25 protein-coding genes are annotated in these 26,727 nt (G+C 64.4%); 18 read left to right on the plus strand and 7 right to left on the minus strand.

The window, feature by feature from the left end:
• The first annotated feature begins 2 nt into the window (after window positions 1-2).
• The 7 genes from ACYVG8_RS07635 to ACYVG8_RS07665 all read left to right on the plus strand — a co-directional run bounded on the left by ACYVG8_RS07635 (window position 3) and on the right by ACYVG8_RS07665 (window position 6,375).
• On the plus strand, window positions 3-455 hold the full coding sequence (locus ACYVG8_RS07635) for a protein YgfX (protein ID WP_028499125.1): 453 nt from the start codon (window positions 3-5) through the stop codon (window positions 453-455).
• Window positions 452-1,726 carry a bifunctional tetrahydrofolate synthase/dihydrofolate synthase gene (folC, locus tag ACYVG8_RS07640; protein WP_028499126.1) on the plus strand — a complete coding sequence of 425 codons (1,275 nt, stop codon included), beginning with the start codon at window positions 452-454 and terminating at the stop codon, window positions 1,724-1,726. The genes ACYVG8_RS07635 and folC overlap by 4 nt, the downstream gene beginning before the upstream one ends.
• A 22-nt stretch (window positions 1,727-1,748) precedes the next feature.
• Window positions 1,749-2,585, plus strand: a complete 837-nt coding sequence (locus ACYVG8_RS07645) for an SPOR domain-containing protein (RefSeq protein ID WP_028499127.1) — start codon at window positions 1,749-1,751, stop codon at window positions 2,583-2,585.
• Between the two features lie 9 nt (window positions 2,586-2,594).
• Window positions 2,595-3,146: a CvpA family protein gene (locus ACYVG8_RS07650; protein WP_051528822.1), complete on the plus strand. Its 552-nt coding sequence runs from the start codon at window positions 2,595-2,597 to the stop codon at window positions 3,144-3,146.
• Between the two features lie 80 nt (window positions 3,147-3,226).
• Window positions 3,227-4,759 carry an amidophosphoribosyltransferase gene (purF, locus tag ACYVG8_RS07655; RefSeq protein ID WP_028499128.1) on the plus strand — a complete coding sequence of 511 codons (1,533 nt, stop codon included), beginning with the start codon at window positions 3,227-3,229 and terminating at the stop codon, window positions 4,757-4,759.
• Between the two features lie 99 nt (window positions 4,760-4,858).
• Entirely contained in the window at window positions 4,859-6,031 is a 1,173-nt protein-coding gene (locus ACYVG8_RS07660; protein ID WP_028499129.1) for an O-succinylhomoserine sulfhydrylase, read from the plus strand.
• 2 nt (window positions 6,032-6,033) lie between these two features.
• Window positions 6,034-6,375, plus strand: a complete 342-nt coding sequence (locus tag ACYVG8_RS07665; protein ID WP_084300023.1) for a diacylglycerol kinase — start codon at window positions 6,034-6,036, stop codon at window positions 6,373-6,375.
• A gap of 48 nt (window positions 6,376-6,423) precedes the next feature.
• Here the strand turns inward: ACYVG8_RS07665 and ACYVG8_RS07670 are convergent, their stop codons facing one another.
• Together ACYVG8_RS07670 and ACYVG8_RS07675 are read right to left on the minus strand one after the other, a co-directional pair.
• The gene (locus tag ACYVG8_RS07670) at window positions 6,424-7,851 is read right to left on the minus strand and encodes a heavy metal sensor histidine kinase (protein WP_028499131.1); all 1,428 of its coding nucleotides are present in this window, start codon (window positions 7,849-7,851) and stop codon (window positions 6,424-6,426) included.
• On the minus strand, window positions 7,832-8,557 hold the full coding sequence (locus ACYVG8_RS07675; RefSeq protein WP_444542978.1) for a heavy metal response regulator transcription factor: 726 nt from the start codon (window positions 8,555-8,557) through the stop codon (window positions 7,832-7,834). The genes ACYVG8_RS07670 and ACYVG8_RS07675 overlap by 20 nt, the downstream gene beginning before the upstream one ends.
• Before the next feature lie 121 nt (window positions 8,558-8,678).
• On the opposite strand from ACYVG8_RS07675, the gene ACYVG8_RS07680 reads away from it, so the two are divergent.
• The 6 genes from ACYVG8_RS07680 to ACYVG8_RS07705 all read left to right on the plus strand — a co-directional run bounded on the left by ACYVG8_RS07680 (window position 8,679) and on the right by ACYVG8_RS07705 (window position 16,233).
• Window positions 8,679-10,343: a phosphoethanolamine transferase gene (locus ACYVG8_RS07680; protein ID WP_084300025.1), complete on the plus strand. Its 1,665-nt coding sequence runs from the start codon at window positions 8,679-8,681 to the stop codon at window positions 10,341-10,343.
• Between the two features lie 361 nt (window positions 10,344-10,704).
• Window positions 10,705-11,424 carry a response regulator transcription factor gene (locus tag ACYVG8_RS07685; protein WP_199489814.1) on the plus strand — a complete coding sequence of 240 codons (720 nt, stop codon included), beginning with the start codon at window positions 10,705-10,707 and terminating at the stop codon, window positions 11,422-11,424.
• 37 nt (window positions 11,425-11,461) lie between these two features.
• Entirely contained in the window at window positions 11,462-12,172 is a 711-nt protein-coding gene (locus ACYVG8_RS07690; RefSeq protein ID WP_146745063.1) for a molecular chaperone, read from the plus strand.
• The gene (locus ACYVG8_RS07695) at window positions 12,169-12,711 is read left to right on the plus strand and encodes a CS1 type fimbrial major subunit (RefSeq protein ID WP_156952515.1); all 543 of its coding nucleotides are present in this window, start codon (window positions 12,169-12,171) and stop codon (window positions 12,709-12,711) included. The genes ACYVG8_RS07690 and ACYVG8_RS07695 overlap by 4 nt, the downstream gene beginning before the upstream one ends.
• Window positions 12,712-12,801: 90 nt before the next feature.
• On the plus strand, window positions 12,802-15,288 hold the full coding sequence (locus ACYVG8_RS07700) for a CS1-pili formation C-terminal domain-containing protein (protein WP_460745314.1): 2,487 nt from the start codon (window positions 12,802-12,804) through the stop codon (window positions 15,286-15,288).
• Between the two features lie 243 nt (window positions 15,289-15,531).
• Window positions 15,532-16,233: a response regulator transcription factor gene (locus ACYVG8_RS07705; RefSeq protein ID WP_051528823.1), complete on the plus strand. Its 702-nt coding sequence runs from the start codon at window positions 15,532-15,534 to the stop codon at window positions 16,231-16,233.
• Window positions 16,234-16,246: 13 nt separating this feature from the next.
• Here ACYVG8_RS07705 and ACYVG8_RS07710 read toward each other — a convergent pair whose 3' ends face one another.
• Window positions 16,247-16,702 carry a MarR family transcriptional regulator gene (locus ACYVG8_RS07710; RefSeq protein ID WP_028499138.1) on the minus strand — a complete coding sequence of 152 codons (456 nt, stop codon included), beginning with the start codon at window positions 16,700-16,702 and terminating at the stop codon, window positions 16,247-16,249.
• A complete protein-coding gene (locus tag ACYVG8_RS07715; protein WP_028499139.1) occupies window positions 16,699-17,097 on the minus strand; it encodes a DUF488 domain-containing protein in 399 nt (132 codons plus the stop codon). The genes ACYVG8_RS07710 and ACYVG8_RS07715 overlap by 4 nt, the downstream gene beginning before the upstream one ends.
• A 305-nt stretch (window positions 17,098-17,402) precedes the next feature.
• Here ACYVG8_RS07715 and ACYVG8_RS07720 point away from each other — a divergent pair, with 305 nt between their 5' ends.
• Together ACYVG8_RS07720 and ACYVG8_RS07725 are read left to right on the plus strand one after the other, a co-directional pair.
• Entirely contained in the window at window positions 17,403-18,056 is a 654-nt protein-coding gene (locus ACYVG8_RS07720; protein WP_460745315.1) for an ureidoglycolate lyase, read from the plus strand.
• 95 nt (window positions 18,057-18,151) lie between these two features.
• Window positions 18,152-18,616 carry an HIT family protein gene (locus ACYVG8_RS07725; RefSeq protein ID WP_028499140.1) on the plus strand — a complete coding sequence of 155 codons (465 nt, stop codon included), beginning with the start codon at window positions 18,152-18,154 and terminating at the stop codon, window positions 18,614-18,616.
• Here the strand turns inward: ACYVG8_RS07725 and ACYVG8_RS07730 are convergent, their stop codons facing one another.
• From ACYVG8_RS07730 to ACYVG8_RS07740, 3 genes are read right to left on the minus strand one after another with little or no spacing between them, the layout of a single operon-like run.
• The gene (locus tag ACYVG8_RS07730) at window positions 18,617-19,951 is read right to left on the minus strand and encodes a sensor histidine kinase (protein ID WP_028499141.1); all 1,335 of its coding nucleotides are present in this window, start codon (window positions 19,949-19,951) and stop codon (window positions 18,617-18,619) included.
• Between the two features lies 1 nt (window position 19,952).
• On the minus strand, window positions 19,953-20,612 hold the full coding sequence (locus ACYVG8_RS07735; RefSeq protein WP_028499142.1) for a response regulator: 660 nt from the start codon (window positions 20,610-20,612) through the stop codon (window positions 19,953-19,955).
• 20 nt (window positions 20,613-20,632) lie between these two features.
• Complete coding sequence (locus ACYVG8_RS07740) at window positions 20,633-21,193, minus strand: undecaprenyl-diphosphatase (protein ID WP_036385850.1); 561 nt, start codon at window positions 21,191-21,193, stop codon at window positions 20,633-20,635.
• A 237-nt stretch (window positions 21,194-21,430) separates the two neighbouring features.
• On the opposite strand from ACYVG8_RS07740, the gene ACYVG8_RS07745 reads away from it, so the two are divergent.
• The 3 genes from ACYVG8_RS07745 (at window position 21,431) to ACYVG8_RS07755 (ending at window position 26,652) form a co-directional block, all read left to right on the plus strand.
• Window positions 21,431-23,119, plus strand: a complete 1,689-nt coding sequence (locus tag ACYVG8_RS07745; RefSeq protein ID WP_460745316.1) for a SulP family inorganic anion transporter — start codon at window positions 21,431-21,433, stop codon at window positions 23,117-23,119.
• Window positions 23,120-23,131: 12 nt separating this feature from the next.
• Window positions 23,132-24,838: a SulP family inorganic anion transporter gene (locus ACYVG8_RS07750; protein WP_460745317.1), complete on the plus strand. Its 1,707-nt coding sequence runs from the start codon at window positions 23,132-23,134 to the stop codon at window positions 24,836-24,838.
• Window positions 24,839-24,954: 116 nt separating this feature from the next.
• The gene (locus ACYVG8_RS07755) at window positions 24,955-26,652 is read left to right on the plus strand and encodes a glutamine--tRNA ligase/YqeY domain fusion protein (RefSeq protein ID WP_028499144.1); all 1,698 of its coding nucleotides are present in this window, start codon (window positions 24,955-24,957) and stop codon (window positions 26,650-26,652) included.
• Window positions 26,653-26,727 lie beyond the last annotated feature (75 nt).

The raw sequence follows: 26,727 nt of genomic DNA on the forward strand, positions 1-26,727 counted from the left end.
CGGTGCGCACACGCCGTTTCGCCCCGCTGCGCATCGTGCCTGTCCCCAGCCGCTGCGGACTGGCCCTGACCCTGCTCGCCGCACTGGCGGCGGCAGTGGCGCTGTGCGCGACCGATGGTCTGCATGCCGGTCTGCTGCTGTTGCCGCTGCCGGTGCTGTGGCAGGGCCGGCAGTTCGGCGGCTTCGGCGCGACGCTGCCGGTGCTGGATATCGATGCCGCCGGCCGCCTGCTGCTGAACGGTCAGCCAGTCCGGCTGGCCGCGTCCACCGTGGTGCTGCCGTGGCTGATCGTGCTGCGCGGCCGGGCCGCCGGCCGGCGCTTCAGCATGGTACTGTGCGCCGATTCCGCGCCGGCCGCCGCACTGCGGACCCTGCGCGTGCTCTTGCATTGGCATGTTTCGCCCCGACTTGCCCCCCGTCCCCCCGACCTGGAAAGCCTCAAGACGTCATCATGAGTCAAGACCGTACGCTTGCCGACTGGCTGCACTATCTCGAAACCCTGCATGTCTCCACCATCGACCTCGGCCTCGACCGGGTCCGCGTGGTCAAGGAGGCAATGGGGCTGGACCCCGACTTCCCCGTCATCACCGTCGGCGGTACCAACGGCAAGGGCTCGGTGTGCGCGATGCTGTCGAAAACCTTTGCCTGTGCCGGATTCCGGGTCGGCACCTATGCGTCGCCGCACCTGCTGCGCTACAACGAACGCATCGCCATCGATACCGTCCCGCTGGACGACGCGGCGATCTGCCGTGCCTTTGCCGCCATCGAGGCCGCGCGTGGCGATACGCCGCTGACCTATTTCGAATTCGGCACGCTGGCGGCAATGTGGAACTTCATCGACGCCGGCGTCGATGTTGCGGTGATGGAAGTCGGCCTCGGCGGCCGGCTGGATGCGGTCAACCTGTTCGAGCCCGACTGTTCGCTGGTGGTGTCGGTCGACCTCGACCACCAGGACTGGCTCGGTGATACCCGTGAGCTGATCGGCTTCGAGAAGGCCGGCATCTATCGCGCCGGCCGGCCGGCCATCTGCGCCGACCCGAATCCGCCGCAAAGCCTGCTTGACCATGCTGCCGCCATCGGCGCCGACCTGCGCTGCATCGGTCGCGATTTCGGCTTCACCCGCACCGACTCGCTGCAGTGGGAGTTCTGGCATGGCGACGCGCGCCGCCATTGCCTGCCGACGCCGGCGCTGCGCGGCGGCTACCAGATGATGAACGCGACCGCGGCACTGGCGGTACTCGAAGCCATGAAAACCGCACTGCCGGTCGGCGCCGGTGCGATCCGCCGCGGCCTGCTGGAAGTTGAATGGCCGGGGCGGTTCCAGGTCCTGCCGGGACGCCCGGTCACCGTCATGGACGTCGGCCACAACCCGCATGCAATGCGGGCGATGGTGGCCAGCCTGCAGACGCTGTCTTACGCGGAAAACCGCTATGCCGTGTTTTCGATGCTGGCCGACAAGGACATCGACAGCGTGATCGAACTGGCGAAATCCGAATTCGACGTGTGGTATGTTGCGCCGATTCTGGACACGCCGCGCGGTCTGCCGCTGGCCGAACTGCAGGCGCGGCTGGCCGCCCACGGCATCAGCCAGGTGAAGGCGTTCCCCGACCTGGCTGCCGCCTGGAGCGCCGTCAGCGAGCGGGCGGGGGAAAATGATAGAATCGCCGTCTTCGGATCTTTTCATACCGTCGCCGCCGTGATGGCGGCGAGGGAGCAGGCCGCCTGACGGCCTGGTGACAGGGCAGCACATGAACGAACCCAAGAGCCAACAGGAGCTGATCCAGCTTCGCAAGCGAGCCCGCCGCCGCCTGGTCGGCGCCGTCGTCATCGTGTCGGCAGCCACGCTGGTGTTGTGGAATGTGATCGACGGTCAGCCTCAGACGGAAATGCACCCGGAAAAGGTCGACATCGTCGCCAGCGGTGCCGTGGGTGGCGTGCGTGCGCCGGCGCCGGAGCCCGCACCGGTCGCGGCTGTCCCCGGACCGGCCACGAGTCCGGCCGATGCACTGCCGCCGACGGTACCGGCGGCCGAGCCGGTTTCGCCGGCGCCGGCCACGCCGACAGCCGAACCGGCGCGTCCGGTCCCCGCTGCACCGGAGGCGACAGCGCCGAAGGTCGCCGAACCGAAACCTGTCGAGCCGAAAGAGGTCGAACGCAAGCCGGACAGCAAGCCTGCGGCCAAACCGGCGGACAAGCCGGCCGAACCGGCAAAGGAAAAGAAAAAGCCGGACCCGGCCGCGATCCTGAATGACATGGCGGATGCCGATGTGCCGGCGCCGAAACCCAGGGCCAAAGCCGACAAGCCGGCCCAGGACAAACCCGCACAGGACAAGGCAGACGACAAATCAGCGAAATCCGGCCGCTACCTGATCCAGGTGGCCGCGCTGTCCGACCCGGCCAAGGCCGCCGAGCTGAAGGACAAGCTGGCCGGTGCCGGCGTCAGCGCCAGCGTCAGCCAGGTCAGTACCAGCAAGGGAACGGTCAGCCGGATCCGCGTCGGGCCGTTCGCCAGCGAGGCTGAAGCCCGCACGGCGCTGACCAAGATCCAGAAGGCCGGCCTGTCCGGCATTCTGGTACCGCAATAGCAGGGTGCAATGACCACATTTGACTGGATACTTGTCGGCCTGATTGCGGCGTCGACCCTGCTGGCGCTGTGGCGCGGCGTGGTGCATGAAGTCCTGTCGCTGGCCAGCTGGATCGGCGCTTTCTGGGTGGCCAGGCAGTATGCGGCCGACTTCGAACCGATGCTGCCGCAGTCGGTACCGACGGCCGACCTGCGCTGGCTGCTGGCGTTTGCCGCCGTGATGGTCGGTGTGTGGATCGTGCTGGCCATCGGCCGCCGGCTGGCCAGCCGGCTGGTATCCGGCGTCGGTCTGGGCGGGCTGGACCGCACACTTGGCGGCGCCTTCGGTCTGGCGCGCGGGGTGTTGCTGTCGACCGTGGTGGTCATGCTGGGTGGATTGACCCACATGCCGTCGGAGCCGTTCTGGCAGAATGCGCTGCTGGTGACGCCGTTCGAGCGGCTGGCCGTCGACCTGAAACCCTGGCTGCCGGCCGATATGGCCGACCGCATCAATTTCCAGCGTGATGGCAACAGTGGCGGCGAGACGCTGCCGCTGCCGATCCGCAACAGCATCAAAACCTGATCACAAGTCAAAGAGTCTCTCTGCAAGCCGGCCGGGTGGCGGTTTGCAGAGATGTTCTAAAAGAGCGGAATGAGCAAACCATGTGTGGAATTATTGGCGTAGTCAGCGGTTCTCCCGTCAACCAGTTGCTGTATGACGGGCTGCAAGTCCTGCAACACCGGGGACAGGATGCCGCCGGCATCGTGACCGCGAACGGAAACAGCTTTCACATGCACAAGGGCAGCGGCATGGTGCGCGACGTGTTCCGCACCCGCAACATGCGGTCGCTGCTGGGGCAGGCCGGCATCGGCCACGTGCGCTACCCGACTGCCGGCTCCGCCAGCAATCTGGCCGAGGCGCAACCGTTCTACGTCAACTCGCCGTACGGCATCGTGCTGGCGCACAACGGCAACCTGACCAACACCGCCGAGCTGAAGGAGGCGATGTTCCGCCAGGACCTGCGCCACATCAACACCAACTCCGACTCGGAAGTCCTGCTGAACGTGTTCGCCCATGAGCTGCAGAAGCAGATCTACGGTCGCGAGCTGTGCGAGGACGCGATCTTCAACGCGATCATCGAGGTCAACAAGCGGGTGCGTGGCGCCTACGCCGTGGTGGCGCTGATCGCCGGCTTCGGCCTGGTCGCCTTCCGCGACCCGTACGGCATCCGTCCGCTGGTCATGGGTCGCCACGACGGTCCGAACGGCACCGAATACCTGCTGGCCAGCGAGTCGGTCGCCCTCGACTGTCTGGGCTTCCGGCTGGAACGCGACGTGCTGCCGGGTGAAGCGGTCGTGGTCCGCATGGACGGTGCGCGCTCGACGCGCATGTGTGCCGAGTACCAGCCGCATACGCCGTGCATCTTCGAGTACGTGTACTTCGCGCGCCCGGATTCGATCATCGACGGTGCCAGCGTCTACCAGACCCGCCTGCTGATGGGCGAGAAGCTGGGCGACAAGATCCGCCGCCAGATGCCGGACCTCGACATCGACACGGTGATCCCGATTCCGGACACGTCGATGCCGATCGCGCTGCAGCTGGCCAAGCACCTCGACCTGCCGTTCCGCATGGGCTTTATCAAGAACCGCTATGTCGGCCGCACCTTCATCATGCCGGGCCAGGCGACGCGGAAGAAATCCGTGCGCCAGAAGCTGAATGCCATCGGCAGCGAGTTTGCCGGCAAGAACGTGCTGCTGGTCGACGACTCGATCGTGCGCGGCACCACCAGCCGCGAGATCGTGCAGATGGCGCGCGATGCCGGGGCCAAGAAAGTCTATTTCGCCAGCGCCGCGCCGGAAGTCCGTTATCCGAACGTCTACGGCATCGACATGCCGACCCGGGCCGAACTGCTCGCAACCGGTCGCACGGTCGAGGAAATCGCCCGTGAAATCGGTGCTGACGGCGTGATCTACCAGGACCTCGGTGCGCTGCGCGATGCGGTGCATGAAGCCAACAACGCGCTGAACGACTTCGAGATGAGCTGCTTCGACGGCCGCTACGTGACTGGCGACATTACCGACGAATACCTGGCCGAAATCGAAGGCGCGCGCGGCGAGAGCAAGCCGCAGCGCGAAGAGGCACTGGGTGGCGGAGCCGACCTGAACCTGAACGTGGCCGAACAGAACCTGATGTAAGTGGCAACAACGCTATAAGCGTATTGCCAATGATGCGCGCCGAAAGGCGCGTTTTTCATTACCATGTACCGCACTGCAAAACACACGGTAGTTCTCACCATGACGACCCCGCTGCACCCCGAAACGCTGGCCATCCGTGCCGGCCGCGACGTGACCGAATTCAACGAGCACAGCCTGCCGCTGTTCCTGACCTCCAGCTTCATGACCGACAGCGCGGAAGAGGCCCGGCAGCTGTTTGCCGGCGAGCATGACGGCTTTACCTATTCCCGCTTTACCAACCCGACCGTCGATGCGTTCCAGCGCCGGCTGGCGGCGCTGGAAGGCGGCGAGCGCTGCCAGGCGACCGCCAGCGGCATGGCCGCCATCCACGCGGCCATTTTCACCCTGCTGTCGTCCGGTGATCACATTGTGGCGTCGCAAAGCCTGTTCGGCGCCTCGTACAACATGCTGGCGACACTGCTGCCGCGTTTCGGCATCGGGGTCACCTTCGTTTCCGCGACCGATCTCGGCGCCTGGAAGCAGGCCATCCGCCCGAACACGAAGCTGTTCTTCCTGGAAACGCCGTCGAACCCGCTGACCGAACTGACCGACATCCGCGCCGTGGCCGACATCGCCCATGATGCCGGCGCCATTCTCGCGGTCGACAACTGCTTCTGCTCGCCGGCGCTGCAGCGTCCGCTGGAACACGGCGCTGACCTGGTCATCCACTCGGCGACCAAGTTCCTCGATGGCCAGGGGCGCGTGCTCGGCGGTGCGGTGGTCGGCAGCAATGCGCTGGTCGAACCGATTTACGTCTATGTGCGCTCGACCGGGCCGACCCTGTCGGCGTTCAACGCCTGGCTGCTGCTCGGCGGCATGGAAACCCTGTTCGTGCGCATGGAACGCCAGTGCGCCAGTGCGCAGAAACTGGCCGAGTGGCTGCAGAACCAGCCGTCGGTGCGCCGTGTCCACTACCCGGGCCTGAGCAGTCACCCGCAGTACGAACTGGCCCGCCGCCAGCAGAGCGCGCCCGGCGCGATCGTGTCCTTCGACGTCGAAGGCGGCCGTGAAGCCGCCTGGAAGATCATCGACAGTACGCAGCTGATTTCGCGCACCGGCAACCTTGGTGACGTCAAGACCACCATCACCCACCCGGCGACCACCACCCACGGTCGCCTGTCGCAGGAAACCCGGGATGCGGCCGGCGTCGGCGAGGGACTGCTGCGGCTGTCGGTCGGCCTTGAGCATCCGGATGACCTGATCGCCGATCTGGCCCGCGGGCTTGAGGGCTGATCGTGCGTGTCATCAAGGCATTCGGTTTTTCCCTGGACGGTTTGCGCGCCGCATTCGGTGACGAGGCGGCGTTCCGCGAAGTGGTGCTGATGGCGCTGGTGGGCGTACCGCTGGCGCTGTGGCTGTCGCTGTCGCCGCTGGCGACCGTGCTGATCGTGTTCACGCACGTGCTGACGCTGGTGGTCGAACTGCTGAATACCGGCATCGAAGCGGCCATCGACCGTATTGGCCCGGAAATTCACTCCGAGTCAAAGAAAGCCAAGGACTGCGGCAGTGCTGCCCAACTGGTCATGCTGGTCTGGCTGGTCGCGCTGTGGGGGATGGCACTGGCCGGCCGGATCTGAGCCTGCAGGTTCCTCCCTGTGCATTGCCGGGCCTGGTGCCCGGCAATGTCACGTCTGCAGGTCCGCTACCGGCTTGCCCGGCAAGCGGATGTGGAAGCGGGCGCCACCCCGTTCGCCGTTTTCGACCCCGGCCGTTCCGCCATGTCGTTCGGCAATGGCCTTGACGATGGACAGGCCGAGGCCGGTGCCGCCAGGGCGGCTGCGGCTTTCGTCGCCCCGGTAAAAGCGCGCGAACATGAACGGCAGCTGTGCTGCCGCCACGCCGTCGCCATCGTCCTCGACCGTAAACACGCTGTCCGTCCCGTCTTGCACCACGGACAGACTGACCCGGCTGTGCGCATACTGCAGCGCGTTCGAGACCAGATTGATCAGCGCACGACGCAACAGGTCGCGATTGGCGTATACCGTTCCCGTCCCGCTGAACTGCAGGCCGATCTGCCTGGACTCGGCCAGCGCGTCGAACAGATCATACAGCCCGTCCAGCAGCGGATGGATGTCGAACGCGACCCGGTCCAGCGGCTGGTGCTCGGCCTGCTCGGTGCGGGCGATAAACAGCATGTCGTCACTCAGGCGCTGCAGATGGCGGAACTCATCGAGATTGGCCTCGAGCGTGGCACGGTATTCCTGCTCGTTGCGCGGGCGGTTCAGCGTGACCTCGGTCACGCTGACCAGCGCATGCAGCGGTGAGCGCAGCTCATGCGCCAGATCGGCCGAAAACTGCGCCTGGCGGGCGAACGAAATCTGCAGGCGATCGAGCAGGCTGTTCATGGCACTGACAATCGGCAGCAGTTCACGCGGCCAGGCCGGCGAAATGCGCCGGTCAAGCTGCCCGGCGTCGATGTCGCCGACCTGCCGGCTCAGGGAATGGATCGGCATCAGCACATAGCGCATGGTCATCTGGCCGATCAGGGCGAACAGGATCACCGCCAGCACCACGCCGAGCAGCATCGCATGCAGATAGCCTTCCAGCAGCTCATGCTTGTATTCGTTGTCGTAGGCGAAATCCACCCGCCAGCGCGCGCCATCCAGCCGGTCGATATAGACCGAGCTCAGCAGCCAGTGCTGCTCGACGTGGCCGGGCGCCTTGACCGGATGCAGCGCGCGCAGGGCCGGGTCCCTGGCCGGGGCCGGAAAATCACTGGCGGACAGGGCGGCGATGCGCGGACTCTCGAAGACCAGATGGCCGTCCTCGTCATACAGCCGGCACGCATACAGCGAGTCCGGGCGGGTGAACTCGGTCAGCGCCCGCTGCCAGTGGGCGCGGCTTTCCTGCGCGACCGGCTGATCATGAATCCGCGCGCGCAGCAGGTGCAGGCCGTCGTCCAGTCCGCTGATGGCCTGGTTGGCCAGTCCGGCGCGCAGGAACAGATACAGTGCGCCGCCGCCCAGCAGGATGACCAGCACGGTGGCCAGGGTAAAAATGATCGTCAGCCGGACCGCCAGCGACGCATGCGGTCTAGCGGGCTTCGAGGACATAGCCGCTCCCGCGCACGGTATGGATCAGGGCGGACGGGAACGGATCGTCGACCTTGCGCCGCAGCCGTGCCACGGCGACATCGATCAGGTTGGAGTCGAAATCGAAGTGCATGTCCCAGACCTGCTCGGCGATGTCCATGCGGGTGACGACCTCGCCGCAGCGGCGTGCCAGCAGCGAGAGCAGGGTGAACTCGCGTGCGGTCAGATCCAGCGGCCTGCCGGCACGGCAGGCCCTTTGCCGCAGTGGCTCGATATCGAGGTCAGCGATGCGGAGGTGGCCGTCGCCGCTGTCGCCGGGCCGGGCCGACGTGCGGCGCAGAATGCTCTTGACCCGGGCCAGCAGCTCCGAGAACGCGAACGGCTTGATCAGGTAGTCATCGGCACCGGTTTCGAGTCCGCGCACCCGGTCCTCGACCGTATCGCGCGCCGTCAGCAGCAGCACCGCGACCGGCTGGCTGGTGGCCCGCAGCGCAGCCGTGACGGCAAAACCGTCCAGGCCCGGCATCATCACATCGAGCAGCAGCAGGTCGTACTGCCCGGTCAGCGCCAGGTGCAGGGCGTCGGTGCCGTTCTGCGCGGTATCGACGACATAGCCATGTTCGATCAGACCCTTGCGGATATAACCGGCAGTTTTTTCGTCGTCTTCGGCAATCAGGATTTTCATGGTGCGGCGTGGTGCTTCGTCAACGGCAATCAGGACTGCCATTGTACGCGGACAACCTGTCAGGACTGAAAGGGTAGCGTCAGCTTGGGGCAGGGCGCCGGACACCAGAATGGCGGCATCTGATTTATTTGTGGCCGTTGCATGCGGCCACGCCGGGGAATCCATGTCCGAGAGTCGTGCCCTGTTCCTGTCCAGGCCCTTGTTCCCGCTCACCACACTGCGCACCCGTCCGGTGTGGATGACGCTGATCGTCGCCATCCTGCTCGGCACGGTCTACAACATCCCGCTGTGGCGCTACCTATTGGGCCTGCTGCCACAGGAGCGCGGGCTGCAGAACGGACTGTTTGTCGCCGCGTTTTCGGTGTTCCTGATCGCGGCGTTCAATCTGATCCTGTCGCTGGTGACCGTACGCTGGATCCAGAAGCCGGTGCTGGCCCTGCTGCTGCTTGGCGCGGCCTCGGCCGCCTATTTCATCCAGGGCTACAACGTGCTGCTCGACGCCGGCATGATGCAGAACCTGTTCGAAACCGACCCGCGCGAAGCCGGCGAATACCTGAACCTGAACTTCATCCTGTTCATGCTGCTGTTCGGCGTGCTGCCGGCGGTCCTGCTGCTGCGTACCCGGCTGGAGCGCGGACCCTTCGGGCGCGAGCTCCGCCTGCGCCTGCTGGTCATCGTGCTGAGTCTGGCCGCCGGTGGCGGCGCATTGATGGGCTACTATCAGGACTTTGCCTCGCTGTTCCGCAACCACCGCGAGGTGCGCTACCTGATCACGCCGTCCAATTACATCTCGGGTACCTACAAGTACCTGCGTGGCAATACGATGGTGGCGAAGAACGTGGCGCCGCTGGGCACCGATGCCCGGCTCAATGCCGCCGCCGGCAAGCGCGGCAAGCCGACCCTGCTGGTGCTGGTGGTCGGTGAGACCGCGCGCGCCGGCAACTTCTCGCTGAACGGCTACGGGCGCGACACCAACCCCGAGCTGGCGGCGCGTGGCGTTGTCAGCTTCACCAACGCCTATTCGTGCGGCACGGCCACCGCGCTGTCGGTCCCGTGCATGTTCTCGCGCATGAACCGCGAGCAGTACGATGCCGACAAGGCGTCCTCGCAGGAAAACCTGATGGACGTGCTGAAGCACGCCGGCGTGAACATCCTGTGGCGCGACAACAACTCGGGCTGCAAGGGGGTGTGCAACCGGGTGCCGAACGAACTGCCGGCCCAGTTCAGCGACCCCGGTCTGTGCAAGGATGGCGAGTGCCACGATGAGGCCATGCTGGGCGGGCTCGAGCGCTATCTGGAGAAGACCGGCGGCACGACCATCATCGTGCTGCACCAGCTGGGCAGCCATGGCCCGGCGTATTACAAGCGCTATCCGGCAAGCTTCGAGCAGTTCAGGCCGGTGTGCAGGAGCAGCGAGCTGCAGACCTGCCGCCCCGAAGACATCGTCAATGCCTACGACAACTCGATCCGCTACACCGATCATTTCCTGGCCAGGGTCATCGACCTGCTGAAATCGCAGCAGGACAGATTCAACGGCGGCATGCTGTATCTGTCCGACCACGGCGAGTCGCTGGGCGAAAACGGGGTGTACCTGCACGGGATGCCCTATTGGCTGGCTCCGGACAACCAGAAGCACATCCCGTTCATTACCTGGCTGTCGCCGGGCCTGCAGCACGAAACCGGTGTCAGCCAGGACTGCCTGCAGGCACGCCGTGGCGAGGCCATCAGCCAGGACAACCTGTTCGACTCCGTGCTCGGACTGCTCGACGTCGATACATCGGTGTACCGGTCGTCGCAGGACTTCTACCTGGCGTGCAGAAAACGATAGCCGGTCCAATGCGCTCCCCGCCGCCGCGGGGGCATGATCCGCTCCCTTCCCACCGGACAAGCCTGGCTTGTCCGGTGGCGTCGTTTACAGCCGGTCTGGCATGTAAATCAGATTTTTCTATTTTGCCAAGACTATTCTGTATGTAATAGAAGCATATTCTTGGGTAAATTTGAGAGGCTGGCGTATTCACAGCGTGGATGGTCGGTGCGTTAATATATTAGCGCACATATGAACCCGGCCCAGCCCTGTATCAGGGGTTTTTTTATTTATCCTGCGTTGAGAGGTGATTCTTGAAAGTCACATGGCGCAACCCGAACTATATTGGATTTCTTGATTGGAACGGCTCATTTAAGGAGAAAGAATGAAACCCGGGGACGCCATCAGGGGAGGGGATATCAATGAATCGAAGGAAACGATGACGGCGGAAAGCCCCAACCTGCTGATCAGCGTCATTCTGATCGACGACCATCCGGTGATGCGTTATGCGCTGAGGCACATGATCGAAGAGCAGGGGCGGTTCAATGTCCTTGGCGAGGCCGAGGATGCTTCCCGCGGATTTGAACTGATCCGGACGCATTTTCCCGATGTGGTGCTGCTGGACCTGTTCCTGCCGGACATCAACGGCCTTGACCTTATCTACAAAATATCCGTCCTGCCACGACCTCCGAGAATACTGGTGCTGTCCGGGCAGGACGAACGCCTGTATTCGAACCGGGTGATGAGCGCCGGTGCACACGGTTATGTCAGCAAGAGCAAGGGCATCCAGGAAATCAAGAATGCGCTGGTGATGGTTGCCGGCGGTTATTCATGCTTCCCGATCGCTTCCCTGTATGTCGGCCCGGAGCAGAAGGCCGACCGGGATCTGCTGTCTTGTCTGACCAAGCGTGAAATGACCGTGCTGATCGGGCTGGTTCGAGGGCAGTCCAACAAGGAAATCGCCGACAGCCTGTTCCTCAGCCAGAAAACCATTAGCTCATACAAGGTGCGGATACTGGAAAAGCTGCACCTGCACACGCTGGCCGACATGATCAATTTTGCCATCAAGAACAAGCTTATCGAGTCCGAACGCTGGCAGCGATAGCAGGACAGGACCTGAGATGAATACCGCATTGCCCGCTTTGCTGGGCATCCTGCTGGCCGTGGCCAGCACTTCCGCCGCTCATGCCCAGCCCGATATCGGCATCGGCAGTCTGTACGACTACCTGCCGGGGGCATCATCGTCGATCGTCAAGCCGATACGGAACAGCGGCAGCAGCACCGGTTTCGTCAGGATTGACGTCAGGCGGATCCAGGTGGACGACGCCGGAAACAGCACCGAAACCGAACTGACGGAAGGTGAAGGATGGCGTAACCGGCTGATCGTGAGCCCCAGCCGCCTGATCGTGCCGCCAGGCGGCATGCGCAGCGTGCGCGTCCTCTATGTCGGGGAGCGCAGCCGCGAACACGTGTTCCGGGTCCGGTTTACGCCGGTGGAACCGGGGCGCGGAGACGGTTTTGGCCAGGAGGAAGACGCGGGCGCGACCACGGCCGGGGTCAGAATGCTGGTCGGCTATGGCGGCATCGTCATCGTCCGGCCGGAGCAGGAACAATACCGGACCGATTTCATACAGCGGACCGACGGGCTGGATGTCGTCAACCGCGGCAATACCACCCTGATTCTGGATAATGTCTATGCGTGCAAGACCGATGAGCACTGCCTTGCCCCGGTAAAGAAACATGTATTGCCGGGACGGACACAGTTTTTCAAAAGAGAGGGATTGTCTGAAATACGTTTCGACGTCGTTGAAGGAGAAAAGGTGAGCTATAAAGAATTCAGGTTTGCCGGTTGAAATGGCAAATCTCCTTTTCTTTTTTCTGCTCAAGTGATGTCACGATGAAATTCAGCAAAAAACATATTGCAGGTGTTATTTTTTTCCTGGCTTCGGCCACAAATGCGGAAACGCTGCTGCAAAATATCCAGGTCCGGGCCGTTGTGCCATCCGGCAGCTTTTATGTGAATGCACTTGAAGGGTGGCCCTCCGGCCCTGTCCAGATCGGCTACGATTCCAACCGGCATGTATTCAATCATCACCATCTTGGTTTGCGGATGAAAAACAGCATCCAGTCCGGTGCTACCGGCGGGAAAATCATGGCAAGACTGGCTTATCCGCCAGTCATGCGCGGTGTGCGCGGGCAGATGAGCGTGGATGTCGGCATCAAGACGGAAAATACCGATGTGATACTGGGTACAACGCCGACACTGATTTATGAGGATGCCGCCGGAGACGAAATCATGGGGCACCTGCATATCAAGGTGAAAGATGCCGGTCCCTATGCACCGGGCAATTATATCGGGACCGTGGCGCTGGAGTTCGATTCCGTGCTGTAGCACGGTCGATATCCGGTTCTGGAGCCTTGACGTCCTCGTCCGGGCAAAGGCGCTTCCCGCTACGGGTCTTCATACGGGCACACCAATCGCATGGTGACTCTTATTCCCGCGCCGTCAGTCATGCGGGGCATGATGGCGGCCGGCCTGCTTGCCTGCACCATGCTTCCGGCCTGGGCCGATGATGCCGCTGCGGTGGCGCTTGATGCGGCGCAGCTGCGGCAATCCGTTCCGGACGCTTTTGCCGACGTGCTGTTCGATACGCCGGTTGCCGTTCGCATCGAACTGGATGGGAAATACATGGTGGATGCGCTGGTGCGACTCGGGCGTGATGGTCAGGTTGGCTTGCAGGAAGTCCTCGACGGGGTTGCCAGCGAAGTCCCGGCGCAGGAACGGAACCGCTATGTTTCCCTGTTGCAGACAGGGGTCGGACTGGGGGATTGCACCGGCCTGCTGTGCGAGGGACTGGTCCGGGTCGCCTACGGTGTCGCTGACTCCAGGCTGGCCCTGTTCACGGATCGTGCGCAGCGGGAATACCGGCCGGACCGGTATCTCGCCTTGCCGGGGCGCGGTGGCAACGGCGCCTTGCTCGGCAACCAGCTGACCTATGTGCGGCGTGGTCGGGATCTGCCGTCCAGCGGCTCGTATCAGTTGTCGCTGATTACCAGCCTCGCCCCGTGGAGCGCGTACTCGGATCTGCAGATTTCCTATGCGGATGCCGGGCACTGGCAGCGCGGCAGCCGGGTCAGAAAGTACCTGAACAATGCCTATATGCAGCGCGACTGGCATGGGCTGTACGCCCGCATCGGCTACCTGTCGCCGGACCTGTCTACCGGGCAGGGCAATCTGGCCCCGATTCCGTTCAGTCACTACAACCCCATTCTGGGATTCGCTTTCGGATCATCGGACAGCCTGCTCAAGCGCAGCAACAAGCCGAGCATGGTGCCGCTGACCGTCAGCGCCAGCAAGGCCGGCCATGCGGAGATCTCCCGTGACGGGCGTCTGCTCGCAACCTATGCCGTTCAGCCCGGCCTGCAGGTATTGCCGACCGAGGGATTGCCGGATGGCATCTATCCGGTCACCGTCCGTGTCTTCGAGGATGGCCGGATGGTGTTCACGACCCGTGAGTCGATTTACAAGCCGGGCAACTGGAATGGCACCGACCGCTTCCGTTTCCGCCTTTATGGCGGGCGCCGCCAGTCGGTGTGGGACTATCGTGCCGGCGCCCGTGCCGACGGCGGCATGCTGGGCGGGGTCCAGCTCGGCTACCTGCTGCATCCGCAATGGCGAGCCGGCATCAGTGCGCAGCAGGGTGGGGGCGACCGGCAGGTCGGCCTGTTCAGCAGTTTCAGTCCGCTCAATGCCCTGCAGCTGTATGTGAATCCGTATTACTCGAAGCGGAGCGGGCAGGGGTATGAGCTGCAGGGGATCGGCGCGTTTTCCCGCCTCAGCCTGGCCGTCAGTCACCGGCAGTCGGCGCGGCCGGCCCGCTATGGCCGGTCACGCCATCTGCGCCAGCGCCATACCACCGTCAGCAGCGACTGGCAGCTCAGCGACCAGGACCGGATCAGTGCCCGCTTTGGCCACGCGCACGACGACCGGCAGTCAACGTCGGACCTGTCCTATTACCGCGATATCCGCCAGTGGGCCGATGTGGGGGCCCAGGCGTATGTGAGCCTGTCCGAGCGCTTGCAGGGCTATCCTGGCCGGCGTTCGCGTGGCATGGCCGTCGGCATGAGTTTCTCGCTGGGACGGGCGGCGACCCGTCTCGGCATGGGGCTGGGCTCGCGCGCCGACGGTGGTGCCGGGCGCGAGTCATCGGCCCAGCTCCATTACCAGCGCACCTTCGACGAATCGCCACTGCAGGCGGTGGCGGTCAATGCCAGCCATGCCAGCCATGGCAGTTCGGGCACGCTGTCGGCCCGTCTGTCGCAGCGCTATCTGTCCGGAGACGGCTATCTGCAATCGCACGGCGGGGGTGGCGCCATGCTGGGCGTCAACCTGGAGAGTACCGTTGTCATGGGCGGCGGTGGCGCGCTGATCGTGTCGCGGCCGGCATTCGGCAGCAGGATGCGCGCCGGGGTAGTGGTCGACCTGAAGTCGGAAACCCTGCCGGATAGCGAACGCCTGATTGCCAGGCTGGATGACGGCCGCCAGTTCCGCTTGCGGCGTGGCGAAAATTTCATTCCACTGGCGCCGTTCCGGCCGCAGCACCTGAGTTTCGATCTGGCGGCGGGCAGCCGGAAAGGGGCGAAGTTCCTGCCCCAGAGCCTGTCCGTGCATCTGCTGCCCGGCGGCATCAGCCGGCAACGGGTCGAGGTCATCCGCACGCAAACCGCAATCGGGCGTCTGGTCGGTCCGGACAGCCGGCCGCTGGCCGGGGCCAGGGTCCGGCACCTGACCATGCAGGCCGTGGCCGAATCCGATGGCCTGTTTACGCTGGAGCTGAGCCAGGCGCACCCGGTTCTCGAGGTCGTGCAGGCGGACGGGCGCGTCTGCCAGGTCGATTTGCAGGATCGGTTGATCAAGGGGTACAAAGACCGTGATCTGGTCTTGCTGGGCGATGTCGGCTGTCATTAGCCGCGGGGAAACAGGATGTTTCCCTGATTGCCGAATGGCGCCTGCCCGGGCCTGTCCTGTCTGACGATCCCCCGTTATTCAATTGGCAGAATAGACTTTTCATATGTGCCTGGGTGGATATGGCGCAGGTATATTGTTCATGATACTTGCCAAATATACGGTAGTGCATGACTGCGAATCTTTTTATCCGATCAGAACCATTCATGCGCTGCTTAAACCCCTTGTGCTAAATGGTTATTCAATATGAATATTGTCAAGCGTCTCCCGGTTTCGGTCGACCGTGCTCATGGTTCGCAGGGAACAGCCGAGGCGCCGCACGAGGCCGTACGCATTGTCCTGATCGAAGACCATCCGGCCGTCCGCTTTGCCGTCCGGCACATGGTCGAAGAGGGCGGCGAGTTCAGCGTTGTCGGTGAAGCGGATACCGGGGCCGGCGGCCTGGACCTGGTCAGGGGCGTACAGCCCGACATGGTCGTGGTGGACCTGAATCTGCCGGATATCGATGGCCTGCAGTTGCTGAACAGCCTGGTGTCCCTGCCGCTGCCGCCGCGGGTACTGGTCCTGTCCGGGCTGGACGAAAGAATTTACGCTCCCCGGGCGATGGGCCTCGGCGCCAGCGGTTTCATCAGCAAGGGGAAGGGCATGGAGGAGCTTCTCCATGCTGTCCGCATGGTGTCCGGCGGTTACATCTGCTTCCCGCTGGTCGCCATGCAGGTCGGTCCGGAGGGGCTGGCCGGCGATGCCGGCCAGCCCAGCCTGACGCGCCGGGAAATGTCGGTTTTGCTCGGACTGGTCAAGGGGCAGTCGAACAAGGAAATCGGTCAGACCCTGTTTCTGAGCCAGAAAACCATAAGCACTTACAAGATCAGGATCCTGGAAAAGCTCCATCTGGAAACGCTGGCGGACTTGATCAACTGGGCTCACCGCAACAATCTGGTCGAGTAGTCCGGCCTTGCCGCTACTTGCCCGACAGGGCCTGCTGGGTATGCAGCAGCAGGTCCAGGGACAGGTGGCCGCTATCGGTCTTCAGCGCCAGCAGCTCGTCGCGATGCGCCTGCGCCAGCTGCTCGACCAGCGCCTCTCCCTTGGGCAGCAGCGTGATTTCCACGCAGCGCTTGTCGTCACGTCCCGCGCTGCGCCGAACCAGTCCCTGTGTCACGCAGCGCGTCACCAGACCGACCACGCTGTGGTGGTGTGACTGCAGGCGTTCCGCCAGCTCGGCGACCGTTGCCCATTCCCGCCCCGGGTAACCGCGGATCTGCAGCAGCAACAGATATTGCAGCGGGGTGATGTCATGGGCCTGGGCCTGCTCTTCGCTGAAGCGCAGGAAGCGGCGCAGCCGATAGCGGAAATCCGCCAGGCGTTCAAAATCGTTTTTGCTCAGCGGGGGTGAGGCAGGAGAGGCAGGAATCACGACAGGGCCTTGTTGGCTTGCGGGGTGGAGTCATCCGGCGTTGCCAGCTGTTGCTCGATAAAGCGTGCCAGCGCCATGGCCGGATTGTACCTGTCGCTGTCATTGGCATGCACCAGGATAACGGGCTGCCGGGAGGCAGCCTCGCGCAGCGCTTCCCAGCGGTGCGGGTTGTTGGCCAGATCGCTCCAGTACACCTCACAGAAGGTCGGCCAGCGCAGCGGATCCTGTCGCAGCCAGGTGACCAGTCCTTCGGCCGGCGCGGCCGCTTTCAGCCACTGGGTCACGCCTGAAGCATAGCGTGACAGCTCTTTTGGCCATTTGGCATCGACGATGTACAGATTCTCCATGTCGGGACTGAGATTGGCGACATGGACGACAGTAATGGGGAACGTCACGGCAAGGGTCTCCTTGGAAAGGGGGCGGCTGGATGTCGCGAATCGGGTGCACGACGGGCGGGTACTGGTAAATATATCGCATTGCGATCTATTTGCAAGCCATTCCGTCGCCGTCGCCCGATGACAATGACTTGGCACGCAATCCCAATCCCGCCGGGGGCGGGGCGGGGTACAACAGTCCTGCGGCCCGCGAGGACCGTCGACGTTTCTCCTGCTGCAATACCTTTGCCCGCCCTGACCGGGGCGGGTTCTTTTTGCCCAGGCGTCCGGTCGCTCCGTCTTTTAAATCGTATGAGGATGAGGAAATGAACACCCCGCTGCGCAATCTGCTGACCGTATGTGTGCTGTCGACCGGACTGGCCTCCCTGGCCTGGGCCGACGGCCAGCCCGTGCTGACCAAACCGATCCCGAGAACACCGATGGCCTGCGGGGTCTACGGACTGACGGTCGAACCGGCTGCGCGCGTGCCGCTGAAGGTGGAGCCGCTGACCAAGGCGGCATTTGCGCCGTATGGCGACGTGATCGAACCGGCATCGGCCAGCAAGACCTATCCGATCAACAATGGCGAGACCATGCGCTACCACGACATGGCCGCCATCCAGGCCAATGGCAGCAATGCCAGACCGATCGTCAGCATCTTCGAGTCGAAGCCGGTACGCGGCAGCATCAATGTCCACCTGCTGGAACGGCACCCGTATGGCAGCCAGGCCTTTGTTCCGCTGGACGGGCAGACCTTCCTGGTAGTGGTGGCGGCGCCGGGCGACAAGCTCGACCCGTCGACGATCAAGGCCTTCATCACCGATGGCAAGCAGGGCGTGAACTACCACGCCGGGGTCTGGCACCATCCGGTGCTGACGCTTGGCAAGACCACGAACTACCTGATTGTCGACCGCAGCGGCGATGAGCCGAACTGCCAGGAAATCGGCATGCCGAAAACCTACATGCTGGGTCGCTACTGAGCGCGGGCCGGTTGGTCGGGCGGTTTTCCCGTCCACCGGCGCCCGGCTTCCTGCTATGGTCGGGACGTTTCTTCACCCACAGAGAGGACGTCCCGATGTCGCAGCCCGAACCGCATGATCCCGATTGCCTGTTCTGCCGTGTCGCCCGTGGCGACATCCCGGTGCATACCGTGTACGAGGATGAACAGATCCTGGTCTTTCCCGATCGCGCGCCGATCGGTCCCGGCCATCTGCTGATCCTGGCCAAGGGCCACTATCCGTATTTCGAGGACCTGCCGCCGGCGCTGGCGGCGCATATCGTGCAGACCGGCCAGCACTATGCGCGGTGGATGAAGACGCACTACGGTGTGGAACGGGTCGGCTTCTTCTTTACCGGCATCCATGTACCACACACCCACGGCCACGTGGTGCCGATGTTTACCCGCAATGACCTGACCTCGCCGGCCTATATCGTCGAGCGCGACCTGACGTTCAGGACGCCGGACATTCTCGATGACGGCGCGCTGGCGCAGACCGCCGCCCTGTTGCGCGGCGCCGGCGACCCGCCTGTCTCATGCTAGTCACGCCGGCGGGAAACGCACGCTGACACACAGGCCGATGCCGTCTGTACCGCTGTCCAGGCGCAGGCTGGCCTGGTGCAGCGTGGCGATGGTCTTGACGATGGCCAGACCGAGCCCGCTGCCGATGGTCTGCTGGCTGTGCGCGACCCGGTAGAAGCGGTCCAGCACGCGTTCGCGCTCGTCGACCGGAATACCGCAGCCGGTATCGCGCACGACCAGCTGCGGGCAGCCGTCGACCCGCTCGGCGGCGACATCGACCCGGCCGCCGGGCGGGGTATGGTGCAACGCGTTGTCGACCAGATTGTTGAGCAGGATGCGCAGCTGTTGCGGGTCGGCCTGCAGCGTGACCGGTTCCCGGACCTCGGCGCCGAGGTCGATCCCGGCCTGCACTGCCTGTGCGCTGGCCATGGCGACGACCGAACGCGCCAGCTCGGCCAGGTCGACGGTTTCCAGGCGCAGGCTGCCGCCGTCGGGTTCCAGCCGTGACAGATCCAGCAACTGGTTGACCAGATGGCCGGCCCGGGCGACGCCGGCGGCCAGATCCTCGGCCGCTGCCTGCCGGTCGCCGGCACTGTGCGCCTGCTGCAACAGGCGAAGTTGCAATTTCATTGCGGTAATCGGCGTGCGCAGCTCATGCGCGGCATCGGCGATAAAACAGCGCTGCCGGTCCAGCACCTGGTCCAGCCGTGCCATCAGACTGTTGATGGCGCTGACCAGCGGATGGACCTCGTGCGGCAGCTCGTCCAGCGGCAGCGGGGTCAGCGAGGCGGCGCTGCGCGCGGCCACCTCGTCGGCGGTCTGCTGCAGCGGGTACAGGCCGCGGCGCAGCGACACGTACAGCAGTACGGCAATCAGCAGGACCAGCAGGATCAGGATGGCGATCAGCTTGATCGCCACTTCCACTGCCACATCGCTGCGCAGCGACACCCGCTGCGCCGCCTGGGCCACGCCACGCTCGGTGACGATGGTGTAGATGCGCCATTGCTCCCAGCCGAGGAAGGTGGTCGAGATGCCGTCGCTGTGACGCAGGGGGATATGGACGTCGGGTTCGGTACTGAAGATGCGGGTGCCGTCGGCGGCCCAGGCCTGGGTCACGAAGTCGAACTGCTGGTGCGCTTCGAGAATGGGCGCCAGCCGGATCGGCTGGCGCAGGTGTTCGGTGTTCGGCTGGTACGGATAGGTGGCGACTGCCAGTGCGACCTGTTTCAGGTTTTCGTCGAAGACCTCGTTCAGCTCTTCGAGCAGGAACAGATAGACGCTGAACAGCAGCAGCAGCGCGCCGAGGCTCAGTGCGCCCAGTACCCACAGTTGCAGATGGCGGTGCAGCGAGCGCACCTCAGACCTCCGCAACCCGGTAGCCGACGCCGCGCACGTTGACGATGATGTCCGGCCCGAGTTTCTTGCGCAAATGGTGCAGATAGACCTCGATCACGTTGCTGCCGATCTCGTCGCCCCAGCCGTAGATCGATTCTTCCAGCTTTTCCCGCGACAGGACCGCGCCCGGGCGCTGCATCAGCGCGGCCAGCAGTGCGTACTCGCGGGCGGACAGCGCAACCGGCTGATCGTGCAGGCGCACGGTCTTCTCGACCAGATCGAGGGTCAGCGCACCATGGCGGATGGCGGAGTCGGCATTGCCGGAATGACGGCGGTGCACGGCATGAATGCGGGCGATCAGCTCGTCGAGATCGAACGGCTTCAGTACGTAGTCGTCGGCGCCGGCATTCAGTCCGGCGATGCGATCGGCGACCGCATCCCGTGCCGTCACCACCAGTACCGGCAGCTTGTTGCCCTGGCGGCGCGCGCCAAGCAGTACCGACATGCCGTCCTGCTGTGGCAGGCCCAGATCGAGCAGCATCAGGTCGTAGACCGGTTGCGTCAGCGCCAGTGCGGCGGCACGGCCGTCCTGCACCCAGTCGACGGCGAAGCCGGCATGCTCCAGTCCGGCCTTCACCGCCTTGCCAATCATGGCATCGTCTTCCACCAGCAGTATCCGCATACGCCCCTTTCCGGGCCGCTTCAGACCCTGACGGCGCTATCGTAAATCCTCAGCACGCGGCTGGATATACGCAGGTCACTCCAGGTGCGGCATTTCCATGCCAGGAAGGCGCCGGCAATCGACACCGGCAAGGCAGCGGCGATGTCGAACGGAAAGTGGACGCCAAGATAGACCCGGCTCCAGCCGACCAGCAGGCCCAGCGTCAGCAGCGGAAAGCCGAAAATGGCCAGCCGGCGGGTGAAGAAGGCGGCGACCGCAATGCTCCAGACGAAGGTGGTATGGCTGCTGGGCAGGCTGGAACTGGGACCGTGCGCCAGGTATTGCTGGCCCAGGTGCAGCACGAAGGGGCGCGGGTGCGGAAAGCTCAGGCGGACCAGATGGGCAATCAGCATCGAGATCGCCATCGCATACAGCATCTGCAGCAGGTCACGCCGGCCCTCGGTGCCTTCACGCATCCAGATGACTGCCATCAGCAGCGGCACCAGATAGCCGGCATAGCGGGCCAGGAACAGGGACAGCAGCAACGGAATGCCGTTCAGGCCGGGAGCGGCATTGATCAGCAGAAACAGGTGTTCGTTCATCCACGGCCTCGTGTCGTCGATAGTGGGGGGCCGGATTCGGGCCGCCCTGTGGACACATGCTCGTGAATATGTACTTAATCCGGACTTAAACGGATTGTCATTGCCCGCTGCGCCTGATTTGCCAGTGAAACAGGGCCACTCATTTGACCCTGCCCATGGTGCGGGAATGCGCACGGCGAGATAATCCCCTCTTTTTTGTGCGCGCCGCGCCCGAATGAGGTCACGCTAAGAACCGACATGTCCGACATCGCTTTATTGTTCCGTTTTCGTCCCCGCCTGCTTTCCACCCTGCGCGGCTACAGCCGCGCGTCGCTGCGCGACGACACACTGGCCGGCCTGACCGTCGGCATTGTCGCCCTGCCGCTGGCCATGGCGTTTGCCATTGCGTCCGGGGTCAGCCCGCAGTCGGGGATCTTTACCGCCATCATCGCCGGCTTCATCGTGTCCGCGCTGGGCGGGACCCGGGTCTGCATCGGCGGTCCGACCGGCGCCTACATCGTCATCCTGTTCGGCATCGTCAGCAAATACGGGTTTACCAACCTGATGCTGTGTACCTTCATGGCCGGCGTGCTGCTGGTGCTGATGGGCATGCTGCGACTGGGGCAGGTGATCAAGTACTTCCCGATGCCGCTGGTGATCGGCTTCACCAACGGTATTGCGGTGATGATCTTCTTTACCCAGCTAAAGGATTTCTTCGGCCTGCAGGTCGCGATGCCGTCCGGCTTCTTCCCGACCATGGCGACGCTGCGCACGCATATCCAGGACTTCCAGCCGGTCACGCTGGCGCTGGCCGGCGCCTCGCTGGCACTGATTCTGGCCTGGCCGAAAAAGCTGAACAAATACCTGCCATCGCCGTTCGTGGCGCTGCTGACGGCGACCGTGGTCGCCGCACTGTTTTCGCTGCCGGTGGAAACCATCGGCAGCAAGTTCGGCGGCATTCCGCAGGGGCTGCCGGACTTCCAGCCGCTGCATTTCGATCCGGCCAGCTTCTCCGAACTGCTGGCGCCGGCCTTCACCATCGCCCTGCTCGGGGCGATCGAGTCGCTGCTGTGCGCGGTGGCGGCGGACCAGATGATCGGCGACAAGCATGACTCCAACCAGGAACTGATCGCCCAGGGCATCGCCAATATGGTGGTGCCGTTCTTCGGCGGCATTCCGGCGACCGGTGCCATTGCCCGGACCGGTACCAATATCCAGAACGGCGGCCGCTCGCCGGTGGCCGGCATCGTGCATGCGCTGCTGCTGCTCGGTGTGGTGCTGGTGGCGGCGCCACTGGCGCAGTACATCCCGCTGGCGGTGCTGGCGGCGATCCTGATCGCGGTGTCACTGCGCATGGGCGACTGGAACTGGCGCGAATTCTCGACCTACCCGTGGCGCGACCTGGTGGTGATGGCCGTCACCTTCGTGCTGACCGTGGTGTTCGACCTGACCATCGCCGTCGAGATCGGCCTGCTGCTGGCAGCCGTATTCTTTATCCAGCGCATGGCCGGTGCCTCGGTCATCGCCCGACTGCGGCCCGAGCACGCGCGGCTGTTCGAGCGCCATTCGATCAGCGGCAAGACCCTGCCGGCAGGGGTGGCGGCATTCCGGGTCGAAGGGGCGCTGTTCTTTGGTGCCGCTGACCGGCTGGATGCGCTGCTGGCCGAAGCCGATGATGCGCAGATCATCATCCTGCAGCTGCACCGCATGGTGCTGCTCGATGCGACCGGCCTGATGGCGATCGGCGCGCTGAACGACAAGCTGGCCGAGGAAGGGCGCACGCTGATCCTGTGTGGTGCCGGCGGCGAGGCCGCGCGCCGGCTGACCCGGGCGCAGCCGCACATGCACATGCGGGACGACAATGTGCAACCGGACCTGGTGGCCGCCATCCTGCGGGCGGAAGCCGTGCAGGCCGAGCAGCCCAAAGCCCCGCTGATGGCGATCTGACCGGTGCTGGTCATGACCGGACGCCGCTGGCGAGTCAGACTGTCCCGCTGGATGCCGGGCCTGCCCGAGCTGCTGGCCTATCCGCGTTCGGCCTGGCGCCAGGATCTGGCCGCTGGCCTGTCGGTCGCCGCCGTGGCGCTGCCGGTCGGCGTTGCCTATGCGCAGCTGGCCGGTTTCAGTCCGGTGGCCGGTCTGTACAGTTCGATGCTGCCGATGGTGGTGTATGCGCTGTTCGGTTCGTCGCGGCAGCTGATCGTCGGGCCGGACGCCGCCACCTGCGCGATGATTTCGGCCACGCTGATTCCGCTGGCGGCCGGCAATGCCGCGCTGTATCAGTCGCTGGCCATTTCGCTGACGCTGTTTACCGGGCTGTTCTGCCTGCTGGCGAGCCGTTTCCGGCTCGGCTTTCTGGCTGACTTCCTGTCCCGGCCGATTCTGGCCGGGCTGCTGAACGGGGTGGCGATCAACATCATCATCGGCCAGCTGGGCAAGGTCAGCGGCCTGTCGCTGACCGGCAAGGATGCGATCGGGCAGTTGCTGTCGCTGTACCGGCAGTGGTCATCGGCCAGCCTGGTGACGCTCGGGGTGTCGGCGTTCACGCTGCTGATCTATGCGTGGGTGGCGCGGCGCTGGCCGCGCTCACCGGCGGCACTGGTGGCGATGGTGGCGGCGACCGCGCTGTCCTGGGGCATGGACCTGTCGCGCTACGGCGTGTCGCTGGTCGGCGTGGTGCAGGCCGGCTTCCCGCCGCTGCGCTGGCCGGCCATGCCGCACGAAGCGCTCGGCACGCTGGTCCCGGCCGCGGCGGCGCTGGCGCTGATCAGCTTTTCCAGCGCCATGCTGACCGGCCGCAGCTTTGCGGCCAAGAACGGCTACGACATCGACGCCGACCGCGAATTCCGCGCCCTCGGCGTGGCCAATGTGGTGTCGGCGATGTCGCAGGGCTTTGCCATCAGCGGTGCGGACTCGCGCACCGCCGTCAACGATGCGGCCGGTGGCCAGACACGCATGGTGTCGCTGGTGGCCGCTGCCGCCATTCTGGTAGTGCTGCTGCTGTTTACGCCGGTGCTGGCCTGGCTGCCGATCGCGTCGCTGGGCGCCATTCTGGTGGCGTCGGCGATCGGCCTGATGAACCTGCCGGGGCTGCTGCTGCTGCGACGCATCGACCGGGCCGAATTCCATATCGGGCTGATCACGCTGGTCGGCGTGCTGCTGATCGGCGTGATGCCGGGCATCGTACTTGCGGTGACGCTGGCGCTGCTGCGCTTTCTGCTCAAGGTGTCGCGGCCGGCCGATCACCTGCTGGGCCGCATGCCGGGCAGTGACGGCTTCTACGAACTGACCGACTATCCGAACGCGCGCAGTGTGCCTGGGCTGATGCTGTTCCGTTTCGAGTCGCCGCTGATCTTTTTCAATGCCGACTACTTCCGCCGCCGGGTGCTGGAGCTGGTCGAGCGGGCCGACGCGCCGGTGCGCTGGGTGGTGATCGACGCGCTGTCGATCGGCGATGTCGACTATACCGGGGCCCTGGCGGTCGGCGAGCTGTGCAAGGCGCTGGCCGAGAAGGGCGTAGTGCTGGCGATGGCCGGGCGCATGGGGGAATTCATGAGCCGCATGAGCACGCACGGCGTGACGCCGGACCAGACCGGCCTGCGCTTTTTCCCCAACCGCAGCGCGGCGCTGGCGGCGTTCCACATGGAGGTGGGCGCCGGCGACTGACCCCCCTTCCGGCACGGTCGCTCGCGCCGGAAGGGAATCCGTTACAATCACAGCCATTCCGTATTTCGCACAGCGCCACCCTGGCGCTGCGCCCATTGACGTTGATTATCGAAGCCATGAGCCACAATGACCATTCCGCCCCGGCCACGCCGGAGGTGAAGCATTTCATCAAATCCATCATCGAGGCGGACCTGGAAAGCGGCAAGCGTGACCATGTCGCCACCCGTTTCCCGCCCGAACCGAACGGTTATCTGCACGTCGGGCACGCCAAGTCGATCTGCCTGAACTTCGGCATTGCCGACGAGTTCGGCGGCAGCTGCAAGCTGCGCATGGACGATACCAATCCCGAGAAGGAAAACGACGAATACGTGCAGGCGATCCAGCGTGACATCACCTGGCTCGGTTTCCACTGGGACGGCGCGGTCCGGTTCGCTTCCGACTATTTCGAGCAGCTGTACCAGTACGCCGAAGCGCTGATCATGGCCGGCAAGGCGTTTGTCGATGACCTGAACGCCGAACAGATGCGCGAATACCGCGGCTCGCTGACCAGCCCGGGGCGCGAAAGCCCGTACCGCACGCGTTCGGTCGAGGAAAACCTCGACCTGTTCCGTCGCATGCGGGCCGGCGAGTTTGCCGATGGCGCCAAGACGCTGCGGCTGAAGATCGACATGGCGTCGGGCAACGTGAACCTGCGCGACCCGGTGATCTACCGCATCCGTCGTGCCCACCATCACCGGACCGGCGACACGTGGTGCATCTACCCGATGTACGACTACACGCACTGCATCTCCGACGCGATCGAAGGCATTACCCACTCGCTGTGCACGCTGGAGTTCGAAGACCACCGTCCGCTGTACGACTGGGTGCTCGACAATCTCGATATCGAACATCACCCGCAGCAGATCGAGTTCTCGCGACTGGAACTGCTGTCGACCATGACCTCCAAGCGCAAGCTGAACCAGCTGGTGACCGAAGGCCTGGTCGGCGGCTGGGACGATCCGCGCATGCCGACCATTTCCGGCATGCGTCGCCGTGGCTACACGCCGGGCGGGATTCGCCTGTTCGCGCAGCGGATCGGCATTTCCAAGAGCGAGAACGTGGTCGACCTGTCGGTGCTGGAAGGCGCCGTGCGGGAAGACCTGGAAAATGCGTCGCCGCGGGTGATGGCGGTGCTGGACCCGATCAAGGTCACGCTGAGCAATTTCCAGGACGGCGTGACCGCATCGCGCAGCGCGCCGTTCCATCCGCATCATCCCGAGTTCGGCGAGCGCGACGTGCCGATCTCGCGCGAGATCTGGATCGACCGCGACGATTTCGCCGAAGTGCCGCCGCCGAAGTGGCAGCGGCTGACGCCGGGCGGCGAAGTCCGCCTGCGCTACAGCTACGTGATCAAGTGCGACGAGGTGATCAAGGACGCCGACGGCCGCGTGGTTGAACTCAAGTGCTCGATCGACCCGGATACGCTGGGTCAGAACCCGGTCGGTCGCAAGGTCAAGGGTGTGATCCACTGGGTCAGCGCCGGGCACGCGGTCGAGGCCGAGGTGCGGCTGTACGACCGCCTGTTCACCGAAGAGCGTCCGGATGCGGTGCGCGGCGAGGACGGCCAGTATGTCGATTTCACCCGGTTCCTGAATCCGGCATCGCTGCGCACGGTGACCGGCTTTATCGAAGCCTGCGTGAAAACGGCCGAGCCGGAGACGCGTTACCAGTTCGAACGCGTCGGTTATTTTGTTACCGACCGTATCGACCATGTACCGGGTGAGCGCGTGGTGTTCAACCGCACCGTCAGCCTGCGCGATACCTGGTCGAAATAGGCCGGAAAAGCGGGATACCCGGGCGGGCGGCGGGCCCGCCCGCCCGGGTAACATGCATAGCCAATATAAAACAAT

Source organism: Microvirgula curvata (assembly GCF_054781615.1).

Bases quoted from the DNA above. Each gene is read 5' to 3' on its own strand.
- folC (WP_028499126.1), top strand. From the start codon at position 452: ATGAGTCAAGACCGTACGCTTGCCGACTGGCTGCACTATCTCGAAACC.
- ACYVG8_RS07645 (WP_028499127.1), top strand. From the start codon at position 1,749: ATGAACGAACCCAAGAGCCAACAGGAGCTGATCCAGCTTCGCAAGCGA.
- ACYVG8_RS07650 (WP_051528822.1), top strand. From the start codon at position 2,595: ATGACCACATTTGACTGGATACTTGTCGGCCTGATTGCGGCGTCGACC.
- purF (WP_028499128.1), top strand. From the start codon at position 3,227: ATGTGTGGAATTATTGGCGTAGTCAGCGGTTCTCCCGTCAACCAGTTG.
- ACYVG8_RS07660 (WP_028499129.1), top strand. From the start codon at position 4,859: ATGACGACCCCGCTGCACCCCGAAACGCTGGCCATCCGTGCCGGCCGC.
- ACYVG8_RS07670 (WP_028499131.1), bottom strand. From the start codon at position 7,851: ATGTCCTCGAAGCCCGCTAGACCGCATGCGTCGCTGGCGGTCCGGCTG.
- ACYVG8_RS07675 (WP_444542978.1), bottom strand. From the start codon at position 8,557: ATGGCAGTCCTGATTGCCGTTGACGAAGCACCACGCCGCACCATGAAA.
- ACYVG8_RS07680 (WP_084300025.1), top strand. From the start codon at position 8,679: ATGTCCGAGAGTCGTGCCCTGTTCCTGTCCAGGCCCTTGTTCCCGCTC.
- ACYVG8_RS07685 (WP_199489814.1), top strand. From the start codon at position 10,705: ATGAAACCCGGGGACGCCATCAGGGGAGGGGATATCAATGAATCGAAG.
- ACYVG8_RS07700 (WP_460745314.1), top strand. From the start codon at position 12,802: ATGGTGACTCTTATTCCCGCGCCGTCAGTCATGCGGGGCATGATGGCG.
- ACYVG8_RS07705 (WP_051528823.1), top strand. From the start codon at position 15,532: ATGAATATTGTCAAGCGTCTCCCGGTTTCGGTCGACCGTGCTCATGGT.
- ACYVG8_RS07720 (WP_460745315.1), top strand. From the start codon at position 17,403: ATGAACACCCCGCTGCGCAATCTGCTGACCGTATGTGTGCTGTCGACC.
- ACYVG8_RS07725 (WP_028499140.1), top strand. From the start codon at position 18,152: ATGTCGCAGCCCGAACCGCATGATCCCGATTGCCTGTTCTGCCGTGTC.
- ACYVG8_RS07735 (WP_028499142.1), bottom strand. From the start codon at position 20,612: ATGCGGATACTGCTGGTGGAAGACGATGCCATGATTGGCAAGGCGGTG.
- ACYVG8_RS07740 (WP_036385850.1), bottom strand. From the start codon at position 21,193: ATGAACGAACACCTGTTTCTGCTGATCAATGCCGCTCCCGGCCTGAAC.
- ACYVG8_RS07745 (WP_460745316.1), top strand. From the start codon at position 21,431: ATGTCCGACATCGCTTTATTGTTCCGTTTTCGTCCCCGCCTGCTTTCC.
- ACYVG8_RS07750 (WP_460745317.1), top strand. From the start codon at position 23,132: ATGACCGGACGCCGCTGGCGAGTCAGACTGTCCCGCTGGATGCCGGGC.
- ACYVG8_RS07755 (WP_028499144.1), top strand. From the start codon at position 24,955: ATGAGCCACAATGACCATTCCGCCCCGGCCACGCCGGAGGTGAAGCAT.